General features: G+C 74.4%; 14 protein-coding genes. 9 read left to right on the forward strand and 5 right to left on the reverse strand.

The annotated features are described in order from the left end of the window. Positions 1-32: 32 nt before the first annotated feature. The 5 genes from ACI79H_RS08840 to ACI79H_RS08860 all read right to left on the reverse strand — a co-directional run bounded on the left by ACI79H_RS08840 (position 33) and on the right by ACI79H_RS08860 (position 4,878). Entirely contained in the window at positions 33-641 is a 609-nt protein-coding gene (locus tag ACI79H_RS08840) for a hypothetical protein (protein WP_456553999.1), read from the reverse strand. A gap of 294 nt (positions 642-935) precedes the next feature. Then, positions 936-1,496: a hypothetical protein gene (locus tag ACI79H_RS08845; protein WP_456554000.1), complete on the reverse strand. Its 561-nt coding sequence runs from the start codon at positions 1,494-1,496 to the stop codon at positions 936-938. Positions 1,497-1,628: 132 nt separating this feature from the next. Continuing rightward, entirely contained in the window at positions 1,629-3,254 is a 1,626-nt protein-coding gene (locus ACI79H_RS08850) for a phospho-sugar mutase (RefSeq protein ID WP_456554001.1), read from the reverse strand. Then, positions 3,251-4,069, reverse strand: coding sequence for an NAD-dependent epimerase/dehydratase family protein (locus ACI79H_RS08855; RefSeq protein WP_456554002.1), 819 nt, complete (start codon positions 4,067-4,069; stop codon positions 3,251-3,253). The genes ACI79H_RS08850 and ACI79H_RS08855 overlap by 4 nt, the downstream gene beginning before the upstream one ends. Then, positions 4,066-4,878, reverse strand: coding sequence for a purine-nucleoside phosphorylase (locus ACI79H_RS08860; RefSeq protein ID WP_456554003.1), 813 nt, complete (start codon positions 4,876-4,878; stop codon positions 4,066-4,068). The genes ACI79H_RS08855 and ACI79H_RS08860 overlap by 4 nt, the downstream gene beginning before the upstream one ends. A 132-nt stretch (positions 4,879-5,010) precedes the next feature. Here ACI79H_RS08860 and ACI79H_RS08865 point away from each other — a divergent pair, with 132 nt between their 5' ends. From ACI79H_RS08865 to ACI79H_RS08905, 9 genes are all read left to right on the forward strand, one after another. Then, entirely contained in the window at positions 5,011-6,216 is a 1,206-nt protein-coding gene (locus tag ACI79H_RS08865) for a glutamate--cysteine ligase (RefSeq protein WP_456554004.1), read from the forward strand. Further along, positions 6,213-7,505, forward strand: a complete 1,293-nt coding sequence (locus ACI79H_RS08870) for an amidohydrolase (RefSeq protein WP_456554005.1) — start codon at positions 6,213-6,215, stop codon at positions 7,503-7,505. Before ACI79H_RS08865 ends, ACI79H_RS08870 begins: the two co-directional genes overlap by 4 nt. Beyond that, positions 7,502-9,442, forward strand: a complete 1,941-nt coding sequence (locus tag ACI79H_RS08875; protein WP_456554006.1) for a methylmalonyl-CoA mutase subunit beta — start codon at positions 7,502-7,504, stop codon at positions 9,440-9,442. Before ACI79H_RS08870 ends, ACI79H_RS08875 begins: the two co-directional genes overlap by 4 nt. Further along, entirely contained in the window at positions 9,439-11,664 is a 2,226-nt protein-coding gene (gene scpA, locus ACI79H_RS08880; RefSeq protein ID WP_456554007.1) for a methylmalonyl-CoA mutase, read from the forward strand. The genes ACI79H_RS08875 and scpA overlap by 4 nt, the downstream gene beginning before the upstream one ends. Next, a complete protein-coding gene (gene meaB / locus ACI79H_RS08885) occupies positions 11,664-12,662 on the forward strand; it encodes a methylmalonyl Co-A mutase-associated GTPase MeaB (RefSeq protein WP_456554008.1) in 999 nt (332 codons plus the stop codon). Before scpA ends, meaB begins: the two co-directional genes overlap by 1 nt. A gap of 339 nt (positions 12,663-13,001) precedes the next feature. Further along, positions 13,002-14,078, forward strand: coding sequence for a UDP-N-acetylglucosamine 2-epimerase (locus tag ACI79H_RS08890; protein WP_456554009.1), 1,077 nt, complete (start codon positions 13,002-13,004; stop codon positions 14,076-14,078). Then, positions 14,065-14,925 carry a glycosyltransferase family 2 protein gene (locus ACI79H_RS08895; RefSeq protein WP_456554010.1) on the forward strand — a complete coding sequence of 287 codons (861 nt, stop codon included), beginning with the start codon at positions 14,065-14,067 and terminating at the stop codon, positions 14,923-14,925. Before ACI79H_RS08890 ends, ACI79H_RS08895 begins: the two co-directional genes overlap by 14 nt. Further along, complete coding sequence (locus ACI79H_RS08900; RefSeq protein ID WP_456554011.1) at positions 14,922-16,286, forward strand: lipopolysaccharide biosynthesis protein; 1,365 nt, start codon at positions 14,922-14,924, stop codon at positions 16,284-16,286. Before ACI79H_RS08895 ends, ACI79H_RS08900 begins: the two co-directional genes overlap by 4 nt. Next, a complete protein-coding gene (locus tag ACI79H_RS08905) occupies positions 16,279-17,940 on the forward strand; it encodes a hypothetical protein (RefSeq protein WP_456554012.1) in 1,662 nt (553 codons plus the stop codon). Before ACI79H_RS08900 ends, ACI79H_RS08905 begins: the two co-directional genes overlap by 8 nt. Positions 17,941-18,337 lie beyond the last annotated feature (397 nt).

The raw sequence follows: 18,337 nt of genomic DNA on the forward strand, positions 1-18,337 counted from the left end.
CTGCGGCTGGCACCCGACGCTACGCGGTGCGGTCAGTCGAAGGGGTTGGTGAGCACCGGCCGGGCCTGCAGGACGGCGAAGGTCGTGGGCGGGCCGTCGGTGGTGGTGGTTCCGGGCACCGGGAGGGCGAGCCCGTCGTCGACGCTGAACGAGCCGGACCACGTGGTCGTGAGCGAGGCGGTGTACGTGCCGCTCGCGTACTCGTGGCTGATCGTGTGGTCGGGGTAGGGCGCGCCCGGGTCGGTGCTGCTCAGCTCGGTGCCGTCGCCGGTGCGCCAGGTGAACCCGGTGGCGGTGGCGACGACGTCGACGGCGAAGCCGCGGATGTCGAGGGTGAACGTCTGCGTGGTGGGTCCGTCGGTGAAGAGGATGACCGGGAGCCCGACGAGCGCGTTGCCCGGAGGCTGCTGGCGCGTGGGCAGCTGGGGGAGCGGGAGGGTCTGGAAGTAGCGGTACACCTCGCCCGGCGACGGCGGCGGGTTGAGCGCGGTGATGTCGACGCACCCGCGGTCGAGGGACAACCACGTCCCGACGGGGGTGCCGATGGGGGCACCACTCGTCGGGAATCCGTCGACGGTGACGGTTCCGTCCGGGCCGGCGAGGGCGAGGCGGCGCCGTTCGACGACCAGGTCCTCCACCACGCGCCCTGGCGGAGAGGTGCACTGGAGGAAGTCGGCGCGATTGCAGTCGCCGGATTGGCGGTCGTTCACCACGCACGGCTCTGACAGCTGATAGGTGTACGGGTGCCCGACGGGTGCGCTATTTGAGGCTTCCCAGCCGCCCTCGGTCTGACTGAGGTAGGCCGCACTGAGGCTTCCGGCACCAACCCCGACCTCAGGCGAGTCGCAGACGTAAATTGTGCAGGCGTTGGCTGCAGCAGGGAGAGCAATGGTCGAGGCGACGAGAGCGACGGCAAAGACAGCTCGGCGCATGTCCTACCCGACCGTCAGGTTAGAGACTAGCCACGATTCGAGGTCCTGATTCCAGGTGAGCAACATCCCCGATTGGAGGTTGCCCGTCGCTTGCCCTGCGCGGTCCGGAACCTCCTGGCCTGTCTGGTCGAGAACGACATAAGCGCTTTGCGTGAAAAGGAAGCCGAGTTCCGCCTGGTTGGCTTGGACGCGCGGCAAGCCAATCGCTGTGAAGGTCGTCTTGCTGCCCGAATAGGTGTAGCCAGCCGCCTGGTCATCGATAAAGGACCGCGCGACTTGCCCGCAGAGTCTGCACTCATCGGTGCTCAGGTCTAGAAGCACAGCAGCCGGGACTGCGCCTTCACCGATCTCAACGCCGAGCGCCATGTAGTACTCGGCGAACGCCAAAGCGCCCTCTGGCGTCTTCTCCCGCGCCTCATCTGGCACCGGGAACTCCGCCGGGCCGAGCGGGGGCAGCTCCTCCTCGCTGGGCGCCGCACTGCTGACCGACGGCAGCGTCTCGCGCGCCTGCTGCTCCGCCGAGCACCCGGCGAGCACCGCGGACGCGCCGACGGCGCACGCCACCAGGCGCAGGGTCCACCGCCGCGACATCCGCACTCCCCGTGTTGATCACCGGTCGCCGGAGACTACGCAGACCACGAACGCGCCCGCACGCCTGCTGTGGACAACCACCCGATCGCGCCCAGGGGCGCAGCGCTACAGGCCCAGCGCCGCCGACATCTCCGCGCGCAGCTGGTCCAGCTCGTCCTCGCCCCGCCCGCGCGCAGCGATCAGCCCGGCGTCCTCGTGCACCGGGACGACCGTCTCCAGGTACGCCTTGAGCTTCGGCTCGGTGCCGCTGGGCCGCACGATCACCCGCACGCCGTCACCCAGCAGCCGCACCGCGTCGACCGGCGGGTCCTCCAGCGCCAGGTCGGCGAACGCGACCGGGCGCCCGAGCAGCGCGGACGGGGGAGCCGAGCGCACCCGCGCCATCGCGTCGGAGATGACCGACAGGTCCTCCACCCGCACCGACAACTGCCCGGTCACGAACAGCCCGTGCTCCTGCGCCAGCTCGTCCAGCCGGTCCAGCAGCGTGCGGCCGGACTCCGCCAGCTCCGCGGCCAGCAGCGCGACCGCCAGCGCGGCCGAGATGCCGTCCTTGTCCCGCGCCACCGTCGGGGTCACCGAGTACCCCAGCGCCTCCTCGTAGCCGTAGACCAGCGGTGCGGCCTCCGAACCGGCCCGCATGATCCACTTGAACCCGGTCGGCGTCTCCTCCGACGGCACCCCGTGCGCGGCGGCGACGACGTGCATCAGCGATCCGCTCACCAGCGACGACGCGTACGTTCCCCGCACCCCGCGGCGCAGCAGCCAGTCGGCCAGCAGCGCGCCCACCTCGTCGCCGGTCAGCTGCCGGCCGCCGCACACCACGGCGCACCGGTCGGCGTCCGGGTCCTCGGCGATCGCGACGTCGGCGCCGATCCGCTCCGCCAGCGCCTTCAGCAGGTCGGTGGCGCCCGGCTCCTCCGGGTTGGGGAAGGCCACGGTGCGGAACGTGGGGTCCGGCTCGTCCTGCTCGGCCACGCTCACCGGCTCGGCCAGCCCGGCCGCGGCGAACACCGCCCGCGTCGTCTCCGCGCCCACCCCGTGCATCGCCGTGTAGGCCACCCGCAGCGAGCCCCGGGAGGGCACCCGCGCGGGCTCGAGCGCCGCCACCACCGCGGCCACGTAGTCCTCGGCGACGTCGTCGCCGAGCGTCACCCACTCGTCGGACAGCGGCACCTCGCGCGCCGGGCCGACGGCGGCGATCGCGGCCTCGATCTCCGCGTCGGCCGGGGGGACCAGCTGCGCGCCGTCGCCCAGGTAGACCTTGTAGCCGTTGTCGTCGGGCGGGTTGTGGCTCGCGGTCACCATGATCCCGGCGACGCAGCCCAGGTGCCGCACCGCGAACGAGAGCACCGGCGTGGGCAGCGCCCGAGGCAGCACCTGCACCGCGAAGCCCGCCGCGGACAGCACCGACGCCGAGATGCGGGCGAACTCGTCGGACCGCCGGCGGGCGTCGAAGCCGATGACGACGCCGCCCCCGGCCGAGCCCGAGCCGGCCAGCCAGGCGCCCAGGCCCGCCGCCGCCCGGGTGACCACGGCCGCGTTCATCCCCGCGGGTCCGGCCCGCAGCGGTCCGCGCAGCCCCGCCGTCCCGAAGGTCAGCGGGCCGGCGAAGCGGCGGCCGAGCTCGGCGACGTCGCCGGTCCCGACGAGCGCCAGCACCTCCGCGCGGTCGCCCGCGTGCGGGTCGGCGTCGGCCCACGCGCGGGCCGTGGAGAGCAGGTCGTCGGTCATGCCGGGAAGTTCTCCGCGTCGTAGGCGGCAGTGGTGAACTCCCCGCCCACGCGGGAGTGCACCGGGTCGGACAGGTCGGGCTCGCCGTGCATCTCGACCAGCGCCGCGGCGTAGGCCTCGGCGTCGTCGGCCGGCTCGTAGCCCAGCGCCCGGGCGGCGGTCAGGTCCCACCAGTTCCGGGTGTTGGCCGAGACACCCCACACGACGGCGAACCCGAGGGAGGGCGCCCGGAGCGCGGCGTCGACCAGGCGCACGGTGTCGCCGGGGGAGAGCCAGGTGGACAGCTGGCGCGTCGTCGTCGGCTCGGGGAAGGCGCTGCCGATCCGCAGGCAGACGACGTCGAGGCCGTAGCGGTCGGCGTAGAGCGAGCCGAGCGCCTCCATCGCCACCTTGGAGACCCCGTAGTACGTGTCCGGGCGCGGCGGGGCGTCGGCCTCGCGCAGCAGCCCGCCGTCGGGCCGCGGGGTGTACCCGGTGGCGTGGTTGCTGCTGGCCAGCACCACCCGGCGGACGCCGGCGCGGCGGGCGGCCTCGAGCACGCAGTACGTGCCCTCGACGTTGGTGTGCGCGATCGCCGGCCAGGTGGACTCGCTGGCGATGCCGGCCAGGTGCACCACCGCGCCGGCGCCGGCCGCGGCCGCCGTCATCGCGTCGAGGTCGGTGATGTCGCCGACCAGGTGCTCCTCGCCCGGCCGCGGCTCGGGCACCGGGACGACGTCCAGGCTGCGCACCGCCCAGCCGCGCTCGGGCAGCCCGCCGCGCAGGACCGTGCCGATGAGGCCGGCGGCGCCGGTCACCAGGACCGGCCCGGTCATGCGGGCAGCCGCCCGATGAAGCGCACCAGGAACTCGCCGAGCCGGCCGGCGGCCTCCCGCCCGGCGGCGATCACCTCGTCGCCGTCGAGCTTCTCGCCGGTGATGCCGGCCGCGGCGTTGGTGACCAGGGACAGCCCGAAGACCTCCAGGCCCTCGGCCGCCGCCGCGATCGCCTCCAGCGCCGTCGACATGCCCACGAGGTCCGCGCCCATCGTGCGCAGCATCCGGATCTCGGCCGGCGTCTCGTAGTGCGGGCCGGGCAGGGCGGCGTAGACGCCCTCGACCAGGCCCGGGTCCAGCTCGCGGGCCAGCGCGCGCAGCCGCGCCGAGTAGAGGTCGGTCAGGTCGACGAAGTTGCCGCCGACCAGCGGCGAGCGCGCGGTGAGGTTGAGGTGGTCGGCGATGACGACCGCCTGGCCGACCCGGTGCTCCGGCGCGAGCCCGCCGGCGGCGTTGGTGAGCACGACGGTCTTCACGCCGGCGGCCGCCGCGGTGCGCACGCCGTGGACGACCGGCTCGACGCCGCGGCCCTCGTACAGGTGCGTCCGCCCGAGGAAGAGGAGCACCTTCCGGTCGCCGACGCGCACCGAGCGGACCTCGCCGCCGTGCCCCATGGCGGTCGGGGCGGAGAAGCCGGGCAGCTCGCCGATGGCGACGCTGAACTCGGCCGCCCCGAACGCGTCGGCCGCCGGCGCCCACCCGGAGCCCATGACGACGGCGACGTCGTGCGGTCCGCCGAGGGCGGTGGTGAGGTCGTCGGCCGCGCGGGCGGCGACGGTCTGGGCGTCGGTGGTGGGGTGCTCGCTCACGGAGGGACGCTAACCCAGATCCGCACCGCGGCTCCGTGCCGCGCTCGGGGGTGGCGGGAGCCGGTCCACCGCACGGGTGGATCGCGGTCGGTCGCCGGGTGGGCACCGGCCCTCCTCCCTAGACTCCGGGAGGTGGAGATCCCCTTCCGGTCGTCCGAGCGGGCCAGCCTCGGCGTCGAGTGGGAGCTGCAGCTGGTCGACCTGCAGACGCGGGAGCTGTCGCCCGGGGCCAACGAGATCCTCGACCAGCTGCGGCCCGACGGTGCCGAGGAGCACCCCAAGGCCAAGCACGAGCTGCTGCAGTCGACCGTCGAGATCATCACCGGCATCTGCACCACCGTCGCCGAGGCCAAGGCCGACCTCGCCGGCACGCTGGCGGAGGTCGCCGAGGCGGCCGGGCAGCGCGGCTTGGGCCTGCTGTGCGCAGGCACCCACCCCTTCACCGACTGGCAGACCCAGCTCATCTCGCCCAAGGAGCGCTACCTCGAGCTGGTCGAGCGGATGCAGTGGATGGCCCGGCGGATGCAGATCTTCGGCGTTCACGTGCACGTCGGCGTGCGCGCGCCGGAGAAGGCGATCCCCATCGTGAACGCGCTGTGCCAGTACATCCCGCACTTCCTGGCGCTGTCGTCGTCCTCCCCGTTCTGGGTCGGCTGCGACACCGGGCTGGCGTCGTCGCGGACGAAGATCTTCGAGGGCATGCCGACGGCGGGGCTGCCCTACCAGCTGGCCGACTGGGCCGAGTTCGAGGAGTACATGGAGACGCTGATCTCCACGAAGTCCATCGACAGCGTCCGCGAGGTCTGGTGGGACGTCCGGCCGCACCCCGACTTCGGCACGGTGGAGCTGCGCATCTGCGACGGCCTGCCCACCCTCGACGAGATCGGGGCGGTGGCCGCGCTCGCGCAGTGCCTGGTCGAGCAGTTCGACACCCAGCTCGACCGCGGCTACACCCTCCCCACCCCGGCGTCCTGGGTGCTGCGGGAGAACAAGTGGCGCGCCTCCCGGTACGGCCTGGACGCCGACATCGTCGTCGACGAGAAGGGCACCGTCCGGCCGGTGCGGCAGGCGATCGTCGACCTGGTCGAGGAGCTGCGGCCCACCGCCCGGCGGCTGGGCTGCGAGGCCGAGCTCGCCGACGTGCTCCGGGTGCTCGAGGTCGGCGCGTCCTACCAGCGCCAGCGCGCCGTCGCCGCCGAGCACGACGGCGACCTGCGGCCGGTCGTCGACAGCCTGCTCGCCGAGATGCGGGACGGCCTGCCCGCGACCGCCGTCGAGGGCCGGCCCACCGAGCCGGTGCCCGGCCCGGGCGACTGCGCCGGGGGGCACGCGGCGTGACCGCCGTCGTCGAGGAGCTCGGCGCCGCGGTGGACCACTGGGTGGCCGACCACGCCGAGCGGCTGACCGGGGTGCGGCGGCACCTGCACGCCCACCCGGAGCTCGCGTTCACCGAGTTCGAGACCACCGCCTACCTCGAGCAGCAGCTCCGCGCGGCCGGGCTCGATCCGCAGCGGCTGCCCGGCGGCACCGGGCTGGTCGTCGAGATCGGGCAGGGCCCCGGCCCCACCGTGGTGCTGCGGGGGGACATCGACGCGCTGCCGCTGGCCGACCTCAAGGACGTCCCGTACGCCTCCACCCGCCCGGGGCTGTGCCACGCCTGCGGCCACGACGTGCACACCACCGTGGTGCTGGGCGTCGCCCTGGCGCTGGCCGGCCTCGACGGGCTGCCCGGGCGCGTGCGCTGCATCTTCCAGCCGGCCGAGGAGACGGTGCCCGGCGGCGCCACCCAGGTGGTGGCCTCCGGGGTGCTCGACGGGGCGACCCGCGCCTTCGCGCTGCACTGCGACCCCTCGGTCCCGGTCGGCCGGGTCGGGCTGCGCACCGGCGCGATCACCGCCGCCTGCGACGGCATCGACGTCACCCTCACCGGCCCCGGTGGGCACACCGCCCGCCCGCACCTGACCGTCGACCTGGTCGACGCGCTCGGCCGGCTGATCACCGAACTGCCCGGGCTGCTCTCCCGCCAGGTCGACCCGCGCGCCGGTATCTCGCTGGTGTGGGGAGCGGTCGACGCCGGCGTCGCCGCCAACGCCATCCCGCAGCACGGCCGGCTGCGCGGCACGGTGCGGGTGCTCGACCGCGACGCCTGGCAGGGCGCGGAGGAGATCGTCCGCTCGCTGGTCGCGAAGGTCGCCGCCGCCACCGGGGCCGAGGTGGAGGTCGACTACGTGCGCGGGGTCCCGCCCGTGGTGAACGACCCCCGCTCGGTGGCGCTGCTGCGCTCCGCGGCGGTGGAGACGGTGGGTGCCGACGGCGTCGTGCTGTCCCCGCAGAGCATGGGCGGGGAGGACTTCGGCTGGTTCGCCGACAGGCTGCCGATCGCCCTCGCCCGGCTGGGCACGCACGGCGGCGGAGAGCCGCTGGACCTGCACCGCGGCACCTTCGACGTGGACGAGCGGGCGATCGCCGTGGGGGTTCGGCTGCTCGCGCGCGCGGCGCTGCACGCCCTGGAGGCCGACGCCGCGCACCCGGCCGGGGACGGCCCGCCGCCACCCGGCCGCACGGGACGGCAGGCCCCCGGAGAGACTGCAGCCAGACCCCCCGTCGAGGAGACCCGTCGAGCATGAGCCCCACCGACCAGCAGAGCAGCGCAGCGGCGCCGGCGCCGGCCGATGCGCAGGTCCCCAGCGAGCACGAGGTCCCCGACGACCTCGGGCTGGCCGCGGAGTTCCCCGGTGTCACCCGCGACCAGTGGCGCGACCTGGTCGCCGGCGTGCTGCGCAAGGCCGGCCGCGAGGACCTCCCGGAGCCGGTCGAGGAGGCGCTGCGCCGCCCGGTGGCCACCGGCGTCACCGTGGCCCCGCTCTACACCGCCGAGGACGCCGGAGACCTGCCGGCTGCCGCTGGTGTGCCGGGCCTGCCGCCGTTCGTGCGCGGCGCCCGCCCGTCAGGCGGACCGGCCGGCTCGGCGGAGGTCACGGCCTCCGGCGGCGCGGAGGGCGGCGCGCCCGGCGGATGGGACATCCGCCAGCGGCACGCGCACCCCGACGTCGCGCTGACCAAGGAGGCGATCGCCGCCGACCTGGAGAACGGCGTCACCTCGCTCTGGCTGGTCGTCGGCGAGGGCGCGGTGCCGGCCGACCGGCTCGGCGAGGTGCTGGCCGACGTCTACCTCGACCTCGCCCCCGTCAGCGTCTCGGGCGGGACGGCGGCGGCAGAGGCGTTCCTCGACCTCGTCGAGGGCCGCACCGACCTGGCGTCCGGCGGCTCGCTCGGCCTGGACCCGCTCGGCGAGCACGCCGCCTCCGGGCAGCCGCAGGACCTCTCCGGGCTCGCCGGCATCGCCCGTCGCGCCGCGGCGCACGCCGGCCTGCGCAGCGTCGTCGTGGACGGCACGGTCTTCGCCGATGCGGGCGCCTCCGCCGTCGAGGAGCTCGGTTGCTCGCTCGCGGCGGGCGTCGCCTACCTGCGCGCGCTCACGGACGACGGGCTGAGCGTGGACGAGGCGTTCGGCCAGCTCGAGTTCCGCTACAGCGCGGGCGCCGACCAGTTCACGACGATCGCCGCGCTGCGCGCCGCCCGCCGGCTGTGGGACCGCGTCGGCGAGGTCAGCGGCGCCTCGCCCGACGCCCGGGGCCAGCGCCAGCACGCCGTCACCTCCTCGGTGATGACGACGAAGCGCGACCCGTGGGTCAACATGCTGCGCACCACGGTCGCCTGCTTCGCCGCCGGCGTGGGCGGCGCGGACGCCGTCACCGTGCAGCCCTTCGACGCTGCCCTCGGCCTGCCCGACGCCTTCTCCCGGCGGATCGCCCGCAACACGCAGAGCCTGCTCGTGGAGGAGGGGCACCTCGCCCGCGTCCTCGACCCGGCCGGCGGCTCCTGGTACGTCGAGTCGCTGACCGACGAGCTGGCCCGCGCCGCGTGGGACTGGTTCACCGAGATCGAGCGGGCCGGCGGCCTGGCCGCGGCGCTGGACTCCGGCCTGGTGCGCGACCGGATCGCCGCCGCCTGGGACGCCCGCGCGCGGCGGCTGGCCACCCGTTCGGAGGCCATCACCGGCGTCAGCGAGTTCCCCAACCTCGCCGAGAAGCTGCCCGAGCGGCAGCCCGCGGCGGACCTGCACGCCGGGGGAGGGTTGCCCCGCGTGCGGGCGGCCCAGGAGTACGAGGCGCTGCGCGACGCGGCCGACGCCGCAGCCACCCGCCCGGCCGTCTACCTGGCCACCATCGGCCCGATCGCCCGGCACACCGCCCGGGCGAGCTTCGCCGGCAACCTGTTCCAGGCCGGCGGGCTGGCCACGCCGTCCGGCGACGGGGCCGGCGGCCTCGCCGACGCCGGCACGACGGTGGCCTGCATCTGCGGCACCGACAAGGACTACGCCGAGCAGGCGGCCGCACTGGCCGCCGCCCTCAAGCAGGCCGGCGCCACGCAGGTGTGGCTGGCGGGCAAGCCCGACCTCGCCGTCGACGGCGTCGACGGCTACGTGCACGCGGGGTGCGACGCCCTGGACGTGCTCCGCACCGTCCACGCGCAGCTGGGTCTCGAAGGAGTGCAGGCATGACGGGCATCCCCGACTTCGGCGACGTCGAGCTGGGCCGCCCGGCCCCCGGCGGGTCGCCCGACGACTGGGCGAAGGCGTTCGAGGAGACCACCGGCCGCAGCGTGGCCGAGGCGACCTGGGAGACCCCCGAGGGCATCGCCGTCCCGCCGCTGTTCACGCCGCGGGACCTGGACCGGCTGGACTTCCTCCAGACCCTGCCGGGCCTCCCGCCGTTCCTGCGCGGGCCCTACCCGACGATGTACACGACCCAGCCGTGGACGGTCCGGCAGTACGCGGGCTTCTCCACCGCGGCGGAGTCCAACGCCTTCTACCGGCGCAACCTGGCGGCCGGCCAGAAGGGCCTGTCGGTCGCCTTCGACCTGCCCACCCACCGGGGCTACGACTCCGACCACCCGCGGGTGGTCGGCGACGTCGGCATGGCGGGCGTGGCCATCGACTCGATCCTGGACATGCGGCAGCTGTTCGACGGCATCCCGCTGGACAGGATGAGCGTGTCGATGACCATGAACGGCGCCGTGCTGCCCGTGCTCGCGCTCTACATCGTCGCGGCCGAGGAGCAGGGGGTGTCGCCGGCGCAGCTGACCGGCACCATCCAGAACGACATCCTCAAAGAGTTCATGGTGCGGAACACCTACATCTACCCGCCCCAGCCCTCGATGCAGATCATCAGCGACATCTTCTCCTTCACCTCGCAGGAGATGCCGCGGTACAACTCCATCTCGATCTCCGGCTACCACATCCAGGAGGCCGGGGCGACGGCCGACCTCGAGCTGGCCTACACGCTGGCCGACGGCGTCGAGTACCTGAAGGCGGGCAAGGACGCCGGCATCGAGGTGGACGCGTTCGCCCCGCGGCTGTCGTTCTTCTGGGCCATCGGGATGAACTTCTTCATGGAGGTCGCCAAGCTCCGCGCCGGGCGGCTGCTGTGGGCCCGGCTGGTGAAGGAGGCCGGCGCGACGAACCCCAAGTCGCTCGCGCTGCGCACCCACTCGCAGACCTCGGGCTGGTCGCTGACCGCGCAGGACGTCTACAACAACGTCGTCCGCACCTGCCTGGAGGCCATGGCCGCCACCCAGGGGCACACCCAGTCGCTGCACACCAATGCCCTCGACGAGGCGCTGGCGCTGCCCACGGACTTCTCCGCCCGCATCGCCCGCAACACCCAGCTGCTGCTGCAGCAGGAGTCGGGGACCACGCGGGTCATCGACCCGTGGGGCGGCTCGGCCTACGTCGAGAAGCTGACCTACGACCTGGCCCGGCGCGCGTGGGCGCACATCCAGGAGGTCACCGAGGCCGGCGGCATGGCGCAGGCCATCGACGAGGGCATCCCGAAGCTGCGCATCGAGGAGGCCGCGGCCCGCACCCAGGCACGCATCGACTCCGGCCGCCAGCCGGTCATCGGCGTGAACAAGTACCGGGTCGACGCCGACGAAGCGATCGAGGTGCTCAAGGTCGACAACGCCGACGTGCTGGCCCAGCAGAAGGCCAAGCTCGAGCGGCTGCGCGCCGACCGCGACGGCGCCGCGGTCACCGACGCGTTGCGCCGGCTCACCGACGCCGCGCGCGCCGCGGCCGAGGGACGGCGGGGGAGCGGGCTGGAGGCGAACCTGCTGAAGCTCGCCGTCGACGCCGCCCGCGCCCAGGCCACCGTCGGTGAGATCTCCGACGCGCTCGAGGAGGTCTACGGGCGGCACGCGGGCCAGGTGCGCACCATCTCCGGCGTCTACCGCGACGAGGCGATGGCCGGGCACCGGGCCGGGGAGGGCAGCCCCATGGAGGAGACCCGCCGCATGGCGGAGGCGTTCGAGGAGGCCGAGGGGCGCCGTCCGCGCATCCTGGTCGCCAAGATGGGCCAGGACGGCCACGACCGCGGCCAGAAGGTCATCGCCACCGCGTTCGCCGACCTGGGCTTCGACGTCGACGTCGGCCCGCTGTTCCAGACGCCGGACGAGGTCGCCCGCCAGGCGGTGGAGGCCGACGTGCACGTCGTCGGCGTCTCGTCGCTGGCCGCCGGGCACCTCACGCTGGTGCCCGCGCTGAGGCAGGCGCTGGCCGAGCTGGGTGCCGACGACGTGCTGATCGTGGTGGGCGGCGTCATCCCGCCCGACGACGTCCCGACGCTGAAGGAGATGGGCGCGGCCGCGGTCTTCCCGCCCGGCACCGTCATCGCCGAGGCCGCCCAGGAGCTGCTGCGGACCCTGTCCGAGCGTCTGGGTCACTGATGGTCGACGTCCCGGCGCTGGTCGAGGGCGTCCTCGCGGGGGACCGCCGGACGATGGCGCGCGCCATCACCCTGGTCGAGTCCCGCCGCGGTGACCACCGCGAGCGGGCGCAGGAGCTGCTGGTGGAGCTGCTGCCGCACGCCGGGGGAGCGCGCCGCGTGGGCATCAGCGGCGTCCCCGGCGTGGGCAAGTCGACCTTCATCGACCAGCTCGGGGTGACGCTCACCGCGGCCGGCTCGAAGGTGGCGGTGCTCGCCGTCGACCCGTCCTCGGCGCGCTCGGGCGGCTCGATCCTCGGCGACAAGACCCGCATGTCCCGGCTCGCCGTCGACCCGGCCGCCTTCATCCGCCCGTCCCCGACCTCGGGGACCCTGGGCGGCGTCGCGCAGGCCACCCGCGAGTCGATGGTCGTCGTCGAGGCCGCCGGCTACGACGTCGTGCTCGTCGAGACCGTCGGGGTCGGCCAGTCCGAGATCACCGTCGCCGAGATGGTCGACTCCTTCCTCTTCCTGACCCTGGCCCGCACCGGGGACCAGCTGCAGGGCATCAAGCGCGGCATCCTCGAGATCGCCGACGTGATCGCGGTGAACAAGGCCGACGGCGAGGGGGCGCCCGCTGCCCGCAAGGCGGCCCGCGAGCTGGCGCAGGCGATCCGGATGCTGCGCGGGCACGGCGAGACCTGGGAGGTCCCGGTCCTCACCTGCGCCGGGCTCACCGGCGACGGGCTGGACGAGGTCTGGGCCAAGCTCGTCGAGCACCAGGACCGGATGCGGGCCTCCGGCGAGCTGGACGAACGGCGCCGCAGCCAGCAGGTGCGCTGGACCTGGCAGCTGGTGCGCGACGGCCTCGACCACGCGCTGCGGGCGCACCCCGGCGTCCGCGACCTGGCGCCCGGCCTCGAGGCGGCGGTGCTCGCCGGCGAGCTCACGCCGGCCCTCGCCGCCCGGCAGCTCCTCGGGACCTTCCTCGCCGCACCGGGCGCCGAGCAGCCGGTCTGACGGCCGCGGCCGGGAGGGCGACGGGCCGTGCCCGGAAGCGCCCACTCCCGTGTCGACTCTTCGGCACATATCGCCCAGTGAAGCTGCGATGACACGCAGTTCCGAGAGTGACCGTTCCGTCTCGCCGCTGATACTTTCTGCACCTAGAACGTAGCGCCGAGTAACGCTCAGTCGCGCGCCACCGAGGTGCTCCGTTCGGTCGCCACACGGGTCACATCCCCGCGTGTCCGGCGCTCGGGACCTGTGCGGTCCAGCAATCATCACAGCGGGCAACGGTGCCGCTACACAGGACGACACCGACCGACCGCTCGCGGTCGACCGGGCAAGGGGGGTAACCGCGTGATCGTCTTCGTCTACGGGACCACCGCCGAGGCCATCAAGCTGGCTCCGGTCGCCCGCCGGCTCGCCGACCAGGGCGTCGAGTACGAGCAGTGGCTGACCCTCCAGCAGTCCGACACCGTGCTGCGCGCCCTGCCGGGCCTGGGGCTGCCCGCGCCGGACCACGTGCTGGCCAACGGCCGCGCCGGCCGCCCCCTCGCCGGCCCCGCCGACGTCGTCGTCTGGCTCGGCCAGATCCTCGCCTGGGTGGTGCGCCACGGCTGGTCGGCCCGCAAGCGGCTGCGCAGCAGCGGGCGCAGCGTCCTCGTCGTCCACGGCGACACGATGACCAGCGTCGTCGGCGCCCTCCTGGCCAAGCTGCTCGGCGCGGACTGCGCGCACGTCGAGGCCGGGCTCCGCTCGGGCAACTGGCGGCACCCCTTCCCCGAGGAGCTGGACCGGCGGATCGTCGGTCGGCTCGCCGACGTCCACTACGCCCCGTCCGACACCGCGGCCGCGGTGCTCGCCGGTCGCCGCGGCGTCGTGAACACCGAGGCCAACACCGTCGTGGACGCCGTCCTGGACCGCGCCCCGTCGGCGCGCCCGTCGGAGACCGACCCCTACGGGCTGGTCCTGCTGCACCGGTTCGAGTTCCTGACCGCCGCCGGGCTGGCCGACCGGACGCTGGCCGTGCTGCAGCAGCACGCGCCGCACCGGATGGTCGTCGTGGCCGACGACCAGGCCCGCCACGTGCTGGGCAGCCGGCTCGACGCGCTGCCCGCGGAGCTCTTCACCGTCCTGGACAAGGTCCCGCACGCCGAGTTCACCGACCTGCTGGCGGGCGCCTCGTTCGTCGTCACCGACAGCGGCGGCGTCCAGGAGGAGGCCGCGCTGCTCGGCGTCCCCACGCTGATCCACCGCAAGGAGACCGAGCGGCAGGACGGGCTGGGCGAGAACGCCGAGCTCTCCGGCTGGGACGTCGACGTCCTCCAGCACTTCCTCCGGGCCTCCGCCGAGCGGCGCCGCCCGCCCCAGACTCTGCGCACCTCACCGTCGGACATCGTCGTGAAGGACCTGATGACCCGTGCCTACCACTGAGCTCACGGCGGTCTCCGTCGTCGTCCCCGCATACCAGGAGGCCGCCAGCATCGGTGCGGCGGTGACCCGCCTGGCCGAGGTCCTGGACGGCACGGGTCGTCCCTACGAGATCCTCGTCGTGTCCGACGGCAGCACCGACGGGACGGCGGAGCAGGCCCGGGCGCTGGGCCTGCCGCAGGTGACGGTGCTCGAGTACTTCCCGAACCAGGGCAAGGGCCACGCGATCCGGCACGGCTTCCAGCACGCCACCAACCCGCTGGTCGCGTTCATGGACGGCGACCTGGACCTGCACCCCTCCGTGCTGCCGGGCTTCTTCGACCGGCTGGACGCCGACGTCGCGGACGTCGTCGTCGGGTCGAAGGTGCACCCGGAGTCGGCCGTCACCTACCCGTTCGTCCGCCGCGTGGCCAGCCGGCTCTTCCGGCTCCTCACCCGGATCGCCCTGGGCATGGACCTCGGTGACACCCAGACCGGCATCAAGGCGATGCGCCGGTCGGTCGCTGCGCCGGTCATGGCAGGGCTGAGGGTCACCGGCTTCGCCTTCGACCTCGAGATGATGTGCTGGCTCGTCGACACCGGGGCGCGCATCCAGGAGGCGCCCGTGGTGCTGGACTACGAGTTCACCAGCCGGATCGGTGCGGGCTCGGTGTGGGAGGCGCTGCGCGACCTGCGGACCGTGGCGGTCCACCGGCGCGCCCGTCAGCGGGCCGTCGCGGCGGGGCCGCTCCGCGTGGCCGCACCGGAGCCCGCTCCGATCGAGCGGATCGCGCCGGTCGTGCCGCTGCCCGTCCCGCGCGCCCGCGTCGAGCAGGCCGACGAGTCGCTGCCCCGGGCGGCCAGCCGGTGACCGCGGTGCAGCCCGAGGTCGTCCCGCACCCGGCGCACCCCGTGACCGTCGAGGCGGTCCGGGCCGAGATGGCCACCCGCGCCGAGGAAGCCGCCCCCGCCGAGGAGGCGGCCGTCTCGACCCGCCAGATGTCGCTGGGGTACCTCAGGCGGCACGCCTGGCCGCTGATCTCGGTCGGCGGGCTCTCGGTGCTCGGCATCGCCTCCACGTCGGGCTTCCACGTGGTCACCGGGCGAGGCCTGGGGCCCGGTGGGTTCGGGCTGCTGGCCGCCTTCCTGGCCATCGTCAACATCGCCAGCATCGGCGCGTCCGCGCTGCAGAACTCCGTCGCGGTGGTGACCGCGGCTGCGCTCGCGGCGGGGCCGAGGGAGGCGCCGAGGCGCCGCATGGACGGGGCGACCGTCGAGGCGCTCGTGCTCGGCGGCGGTTTCGCGGGCGCGGTCGTCCTCGCCTCGCCGCTGTTCGCGGACGCCCTGAACACCAGCCGGCTGGCGGTCAACCTCGCCGCCCTCACCATCGTCCCCAGCTTCTTGTTCTGCGTGGCTCTCGGTCGCCTGCAGGCCACCGGCCGGGCGTGGATCCTCACCGCCTACTCCACCGCCGCCCAGATCCTCCGGCTGCTGCTGGCCATCGCCGCCCTGGCCGTCGGCCTCGGGGCGGTCTCCATCGTCCTCGGCGTCCTCGTCGCGATCGTCGCCGTGGCCGCGCTGGCCAGCTGGCAGACCCGTGGCCTCCGCGTCTCGGGCACCCGCGCGTTCTCGCGCCGGAGCACGAAGCTCATGCTGATCACGCTGTCGTTCGCGTGGCTGACGAACATCGACGTCCTGCTCGTGCGCATCTACACCGTCGACGACGTCTCCGGGGGCTTCGCCGCGGCCGCCCTGCTCGCCAAGATGGGCCTGCTGGTGCCGACGACGCTGTCCCTGTACCTGCTTCCCCGGTTCGTGTTCCGGGGGGCCGACGCCGGCGCGGTGCGTTTCGGGGTCAACATCGTGCTGGCGACGGTCCTGGCCAGCGGACTGGCCATGGCCGCAGGGGTCGCGCTCTTCGGCGACCCGCTGGTCTCGACCCTCTTCGGTGCCGGGTACGGGCCCGCCGCGGCGCTGCTGCCCTGGCTGGCCGTCGCCTACCTGCCGTGGGCTCTGGCGCAGGGACTCCTCATCAGCCACACGGCGCGAGCGTCCTCCCGGGCGGTGGTCGTGCTCGTCGTGGCCGCAGTCGTGCAGTGGGTGGCGGCCACGGTGCTGCTCCCGGACCTCCGCGCCATGATCGTGGCCGTGGGCGTCATCGGCGTCCTGACGGCCGTCGCGCTGTTCGTCCTGGATCGCGCCGACGCCGCCCGGGAGCTGCGGCGTGGCTGAGCGTGCCGGCTCGACGGCGGTCCTGGACGACCACGTCGAGGTGATCGACCGGACGGTCCCGGTCCCGGTGGCCGGTGCGGCGCCGCCCCCCACCCCACCCCGCCGCGTCGCCCGCCTGCAGGCCGCGGCCTGGGCGCTGGCCGGGGTGGTGGTCCTGGGCGTCGGGTACATCCCCGGGGCCCGCGTGCCGATCATCGCCGACGACTTCCACTTCTTCCACGAGACGTTCGCGATCACCGACGGCAGCCTCTGGAACGCGGTGACCTACGGGTTCTCGGCGGGCCAGGACACCGGTCACGCCAACCCGGTCGGCCAGCTGCTCGGGGCGCTGTACTACCACCTGGCGTACTGGTTCAGCGCCACCTTCGGGATCTCGCCGCAGTACTGGGACGTCCTGGCCACGCTCGGCATGATCGCGCTGGGCGTCGCCGGGGCGGCCTCGGTCGTCGTGTGGGGCCTGAGCCGCGTACCGGCGGGTCCTCCGTCGTTCTGGCCGGTGTTCGCGCTGCTGTCGGCGGTCATCGCGGCGACGCTGCAGCTGCACGTGCCCTGGTCCGACGACCCCGTCGTCTCCTACGGGCCCGCCGGCTGGGGGTCGACCGCGCTGGGGCTGTGGACGATCGCCTGGGCGCTGCGCGCGACGGCCCCCGGTGCTCGCGGTGCGCGCTCGATCCTCGCCTGCTCGGTGCTCGCGGTCGCCTGTGTCTGGTACTACGAGATGCTCGTCGCCGCCATCGTGGCGGTCGCCGTCGCCCTGGTGCTCATCGCCCTCACCGCGGTCGACCGGGAGCAGGTGCGGCGCCGCTGCCTGGTGCTGATGGGCAGCGCCGTCCTGCTGCCCGCAGTGATGTTCGTGCTCGGGCGGGTGCTGCTAGCGGCTCCGCCCGAGGTGACCAACTACACGGGGACCACCGTCGCCCTGGGCACGGCCTCCCTGGCCTCGCTGGGTCGTGGCATGGTCAGCGCCCTCCCCGGTGGCGGGTGGGTCTACCTCACCGAGACCGCCGGCACGCCGGCGATCACGTGGGACTCCTTCTTCGTGGCGGGAGCACTGGTGCTCCTGGCCGGCGGCATCGGGTACGCCTGGGTCCGCAGCACCGCGGCCGGTGCGGTCCGGCCGGACGGCGCACCGCCCGCACCGACCGGCGCCCGGCCCGCCTGGGCCGGCCCCTGGCTCGTGCCCGCCGGCACGCTGCTCACCTTCTGGGCGGGCGCGACGGCCACGCACGCGTTCACCGTCCACCACGGCGCGAAGATGGCCCGCCCCGGGCTGGTGTACCTCTCCTACGCGGTCGGGGTCATCTGCGTCGCGGGGCTCATCCTGCTGGCGCTCCTCGCCGTGCGCCGCCGGCCGTGGGCCCGCCTGCTGGTCGTCGCACTCCCGCTGACGGGCGCGTTCGTCCTCCTGCAGGTGGCTCTCAACGTGGCGCTGGCCGACATCACCACGGTCCAGTACCCGGTGAACGCCCGGATGGTCGCCCAGTCGGTCGACGGGGACCTCCCCGAGGAGGTCCGCTGCGGCACCCTGCAGGCGTGGCTGGAGCGGCCCTGGCCGGAGTACTACCGCGAAGCCGTCACCGACGGCATCCAGGAGAACTACGAGCGCATGTTCGGGCAGCCGTTCTGCTCGCGGCTGGACAGCCAGGGCGGCTGACCCCGGGTCGCGGCAGCAGCCCGGTGAGCTGGACGGCACCGGGCGGATCTCCGCAGACCGGTGCCTCCACGAGTTCCTGACCCGCCCCTCAGGATCGCTGCACCGCGAGCGAGCCCGTGGCCGACGAGATCGCGGTCGGCCACGGCCGGGCAGCTGGACGCCGTCCCGCACGGGTCCGACCGCGGGCCGCCCGGCGCGGTGGTGGGCTCCCGACCACGCCGGTCCCGGGCGGGGGCGGCCCGGAGCACCTGGTCGGTCGCGGCCGTCGTCCCGCCCGGGCGGCGTCGACACGGGTGGCCCGCTCCGACGCCGGAGGCCGTGACCTCGCCAGACCCTGGTGCGCGGTCACGCCGCAGACCCCGGGAACGACGGCGCCCCGCGACGACCGTGGGTCGTC

Source organism: Blastococcus sp. SYSU D01042 (assembly GCF_054050515.1).

Bases quoted from the DNA above. Each gene is read 5' to 3' on its own strand.
- meaB (WP_456554008.1), top strand. From the start codon at position 11,664: ATGGTCGACGTCCCGGCGCTGGTCGAGGGCGTCCTCGCGGGGGACCGC.
- ACI79H_RS08855 (WP_456554002.1), bottom strand. From the start codon at position 4,069: ATGACCGGGCCGGTCCTGGTGACCGGCGCCGCCGGCCTCATCGGCACG.
- ACI79H_RS08875 (WP_456554006.1), top strand. From the start codon at position 7,502: ATGAGCCCCACCGACCAGCAGAGCAGCGCAGCGGCGCCGGCGCCGGCC.
- ACI79H_RS08850 (WP_456554001.1), bottom strand. From the start codon at position 3,254: ATGACCGACGACCTGCTCTCCACGGCCCGCGCGTGGGCCGACGCCGAC.
- scpA (WP_456554007.1), top strand. From the start codon at position 9,439: ATGACGGGCATCCCCGACTTCGGCGACGTCGAGCTGGGCCGCCCGGCC.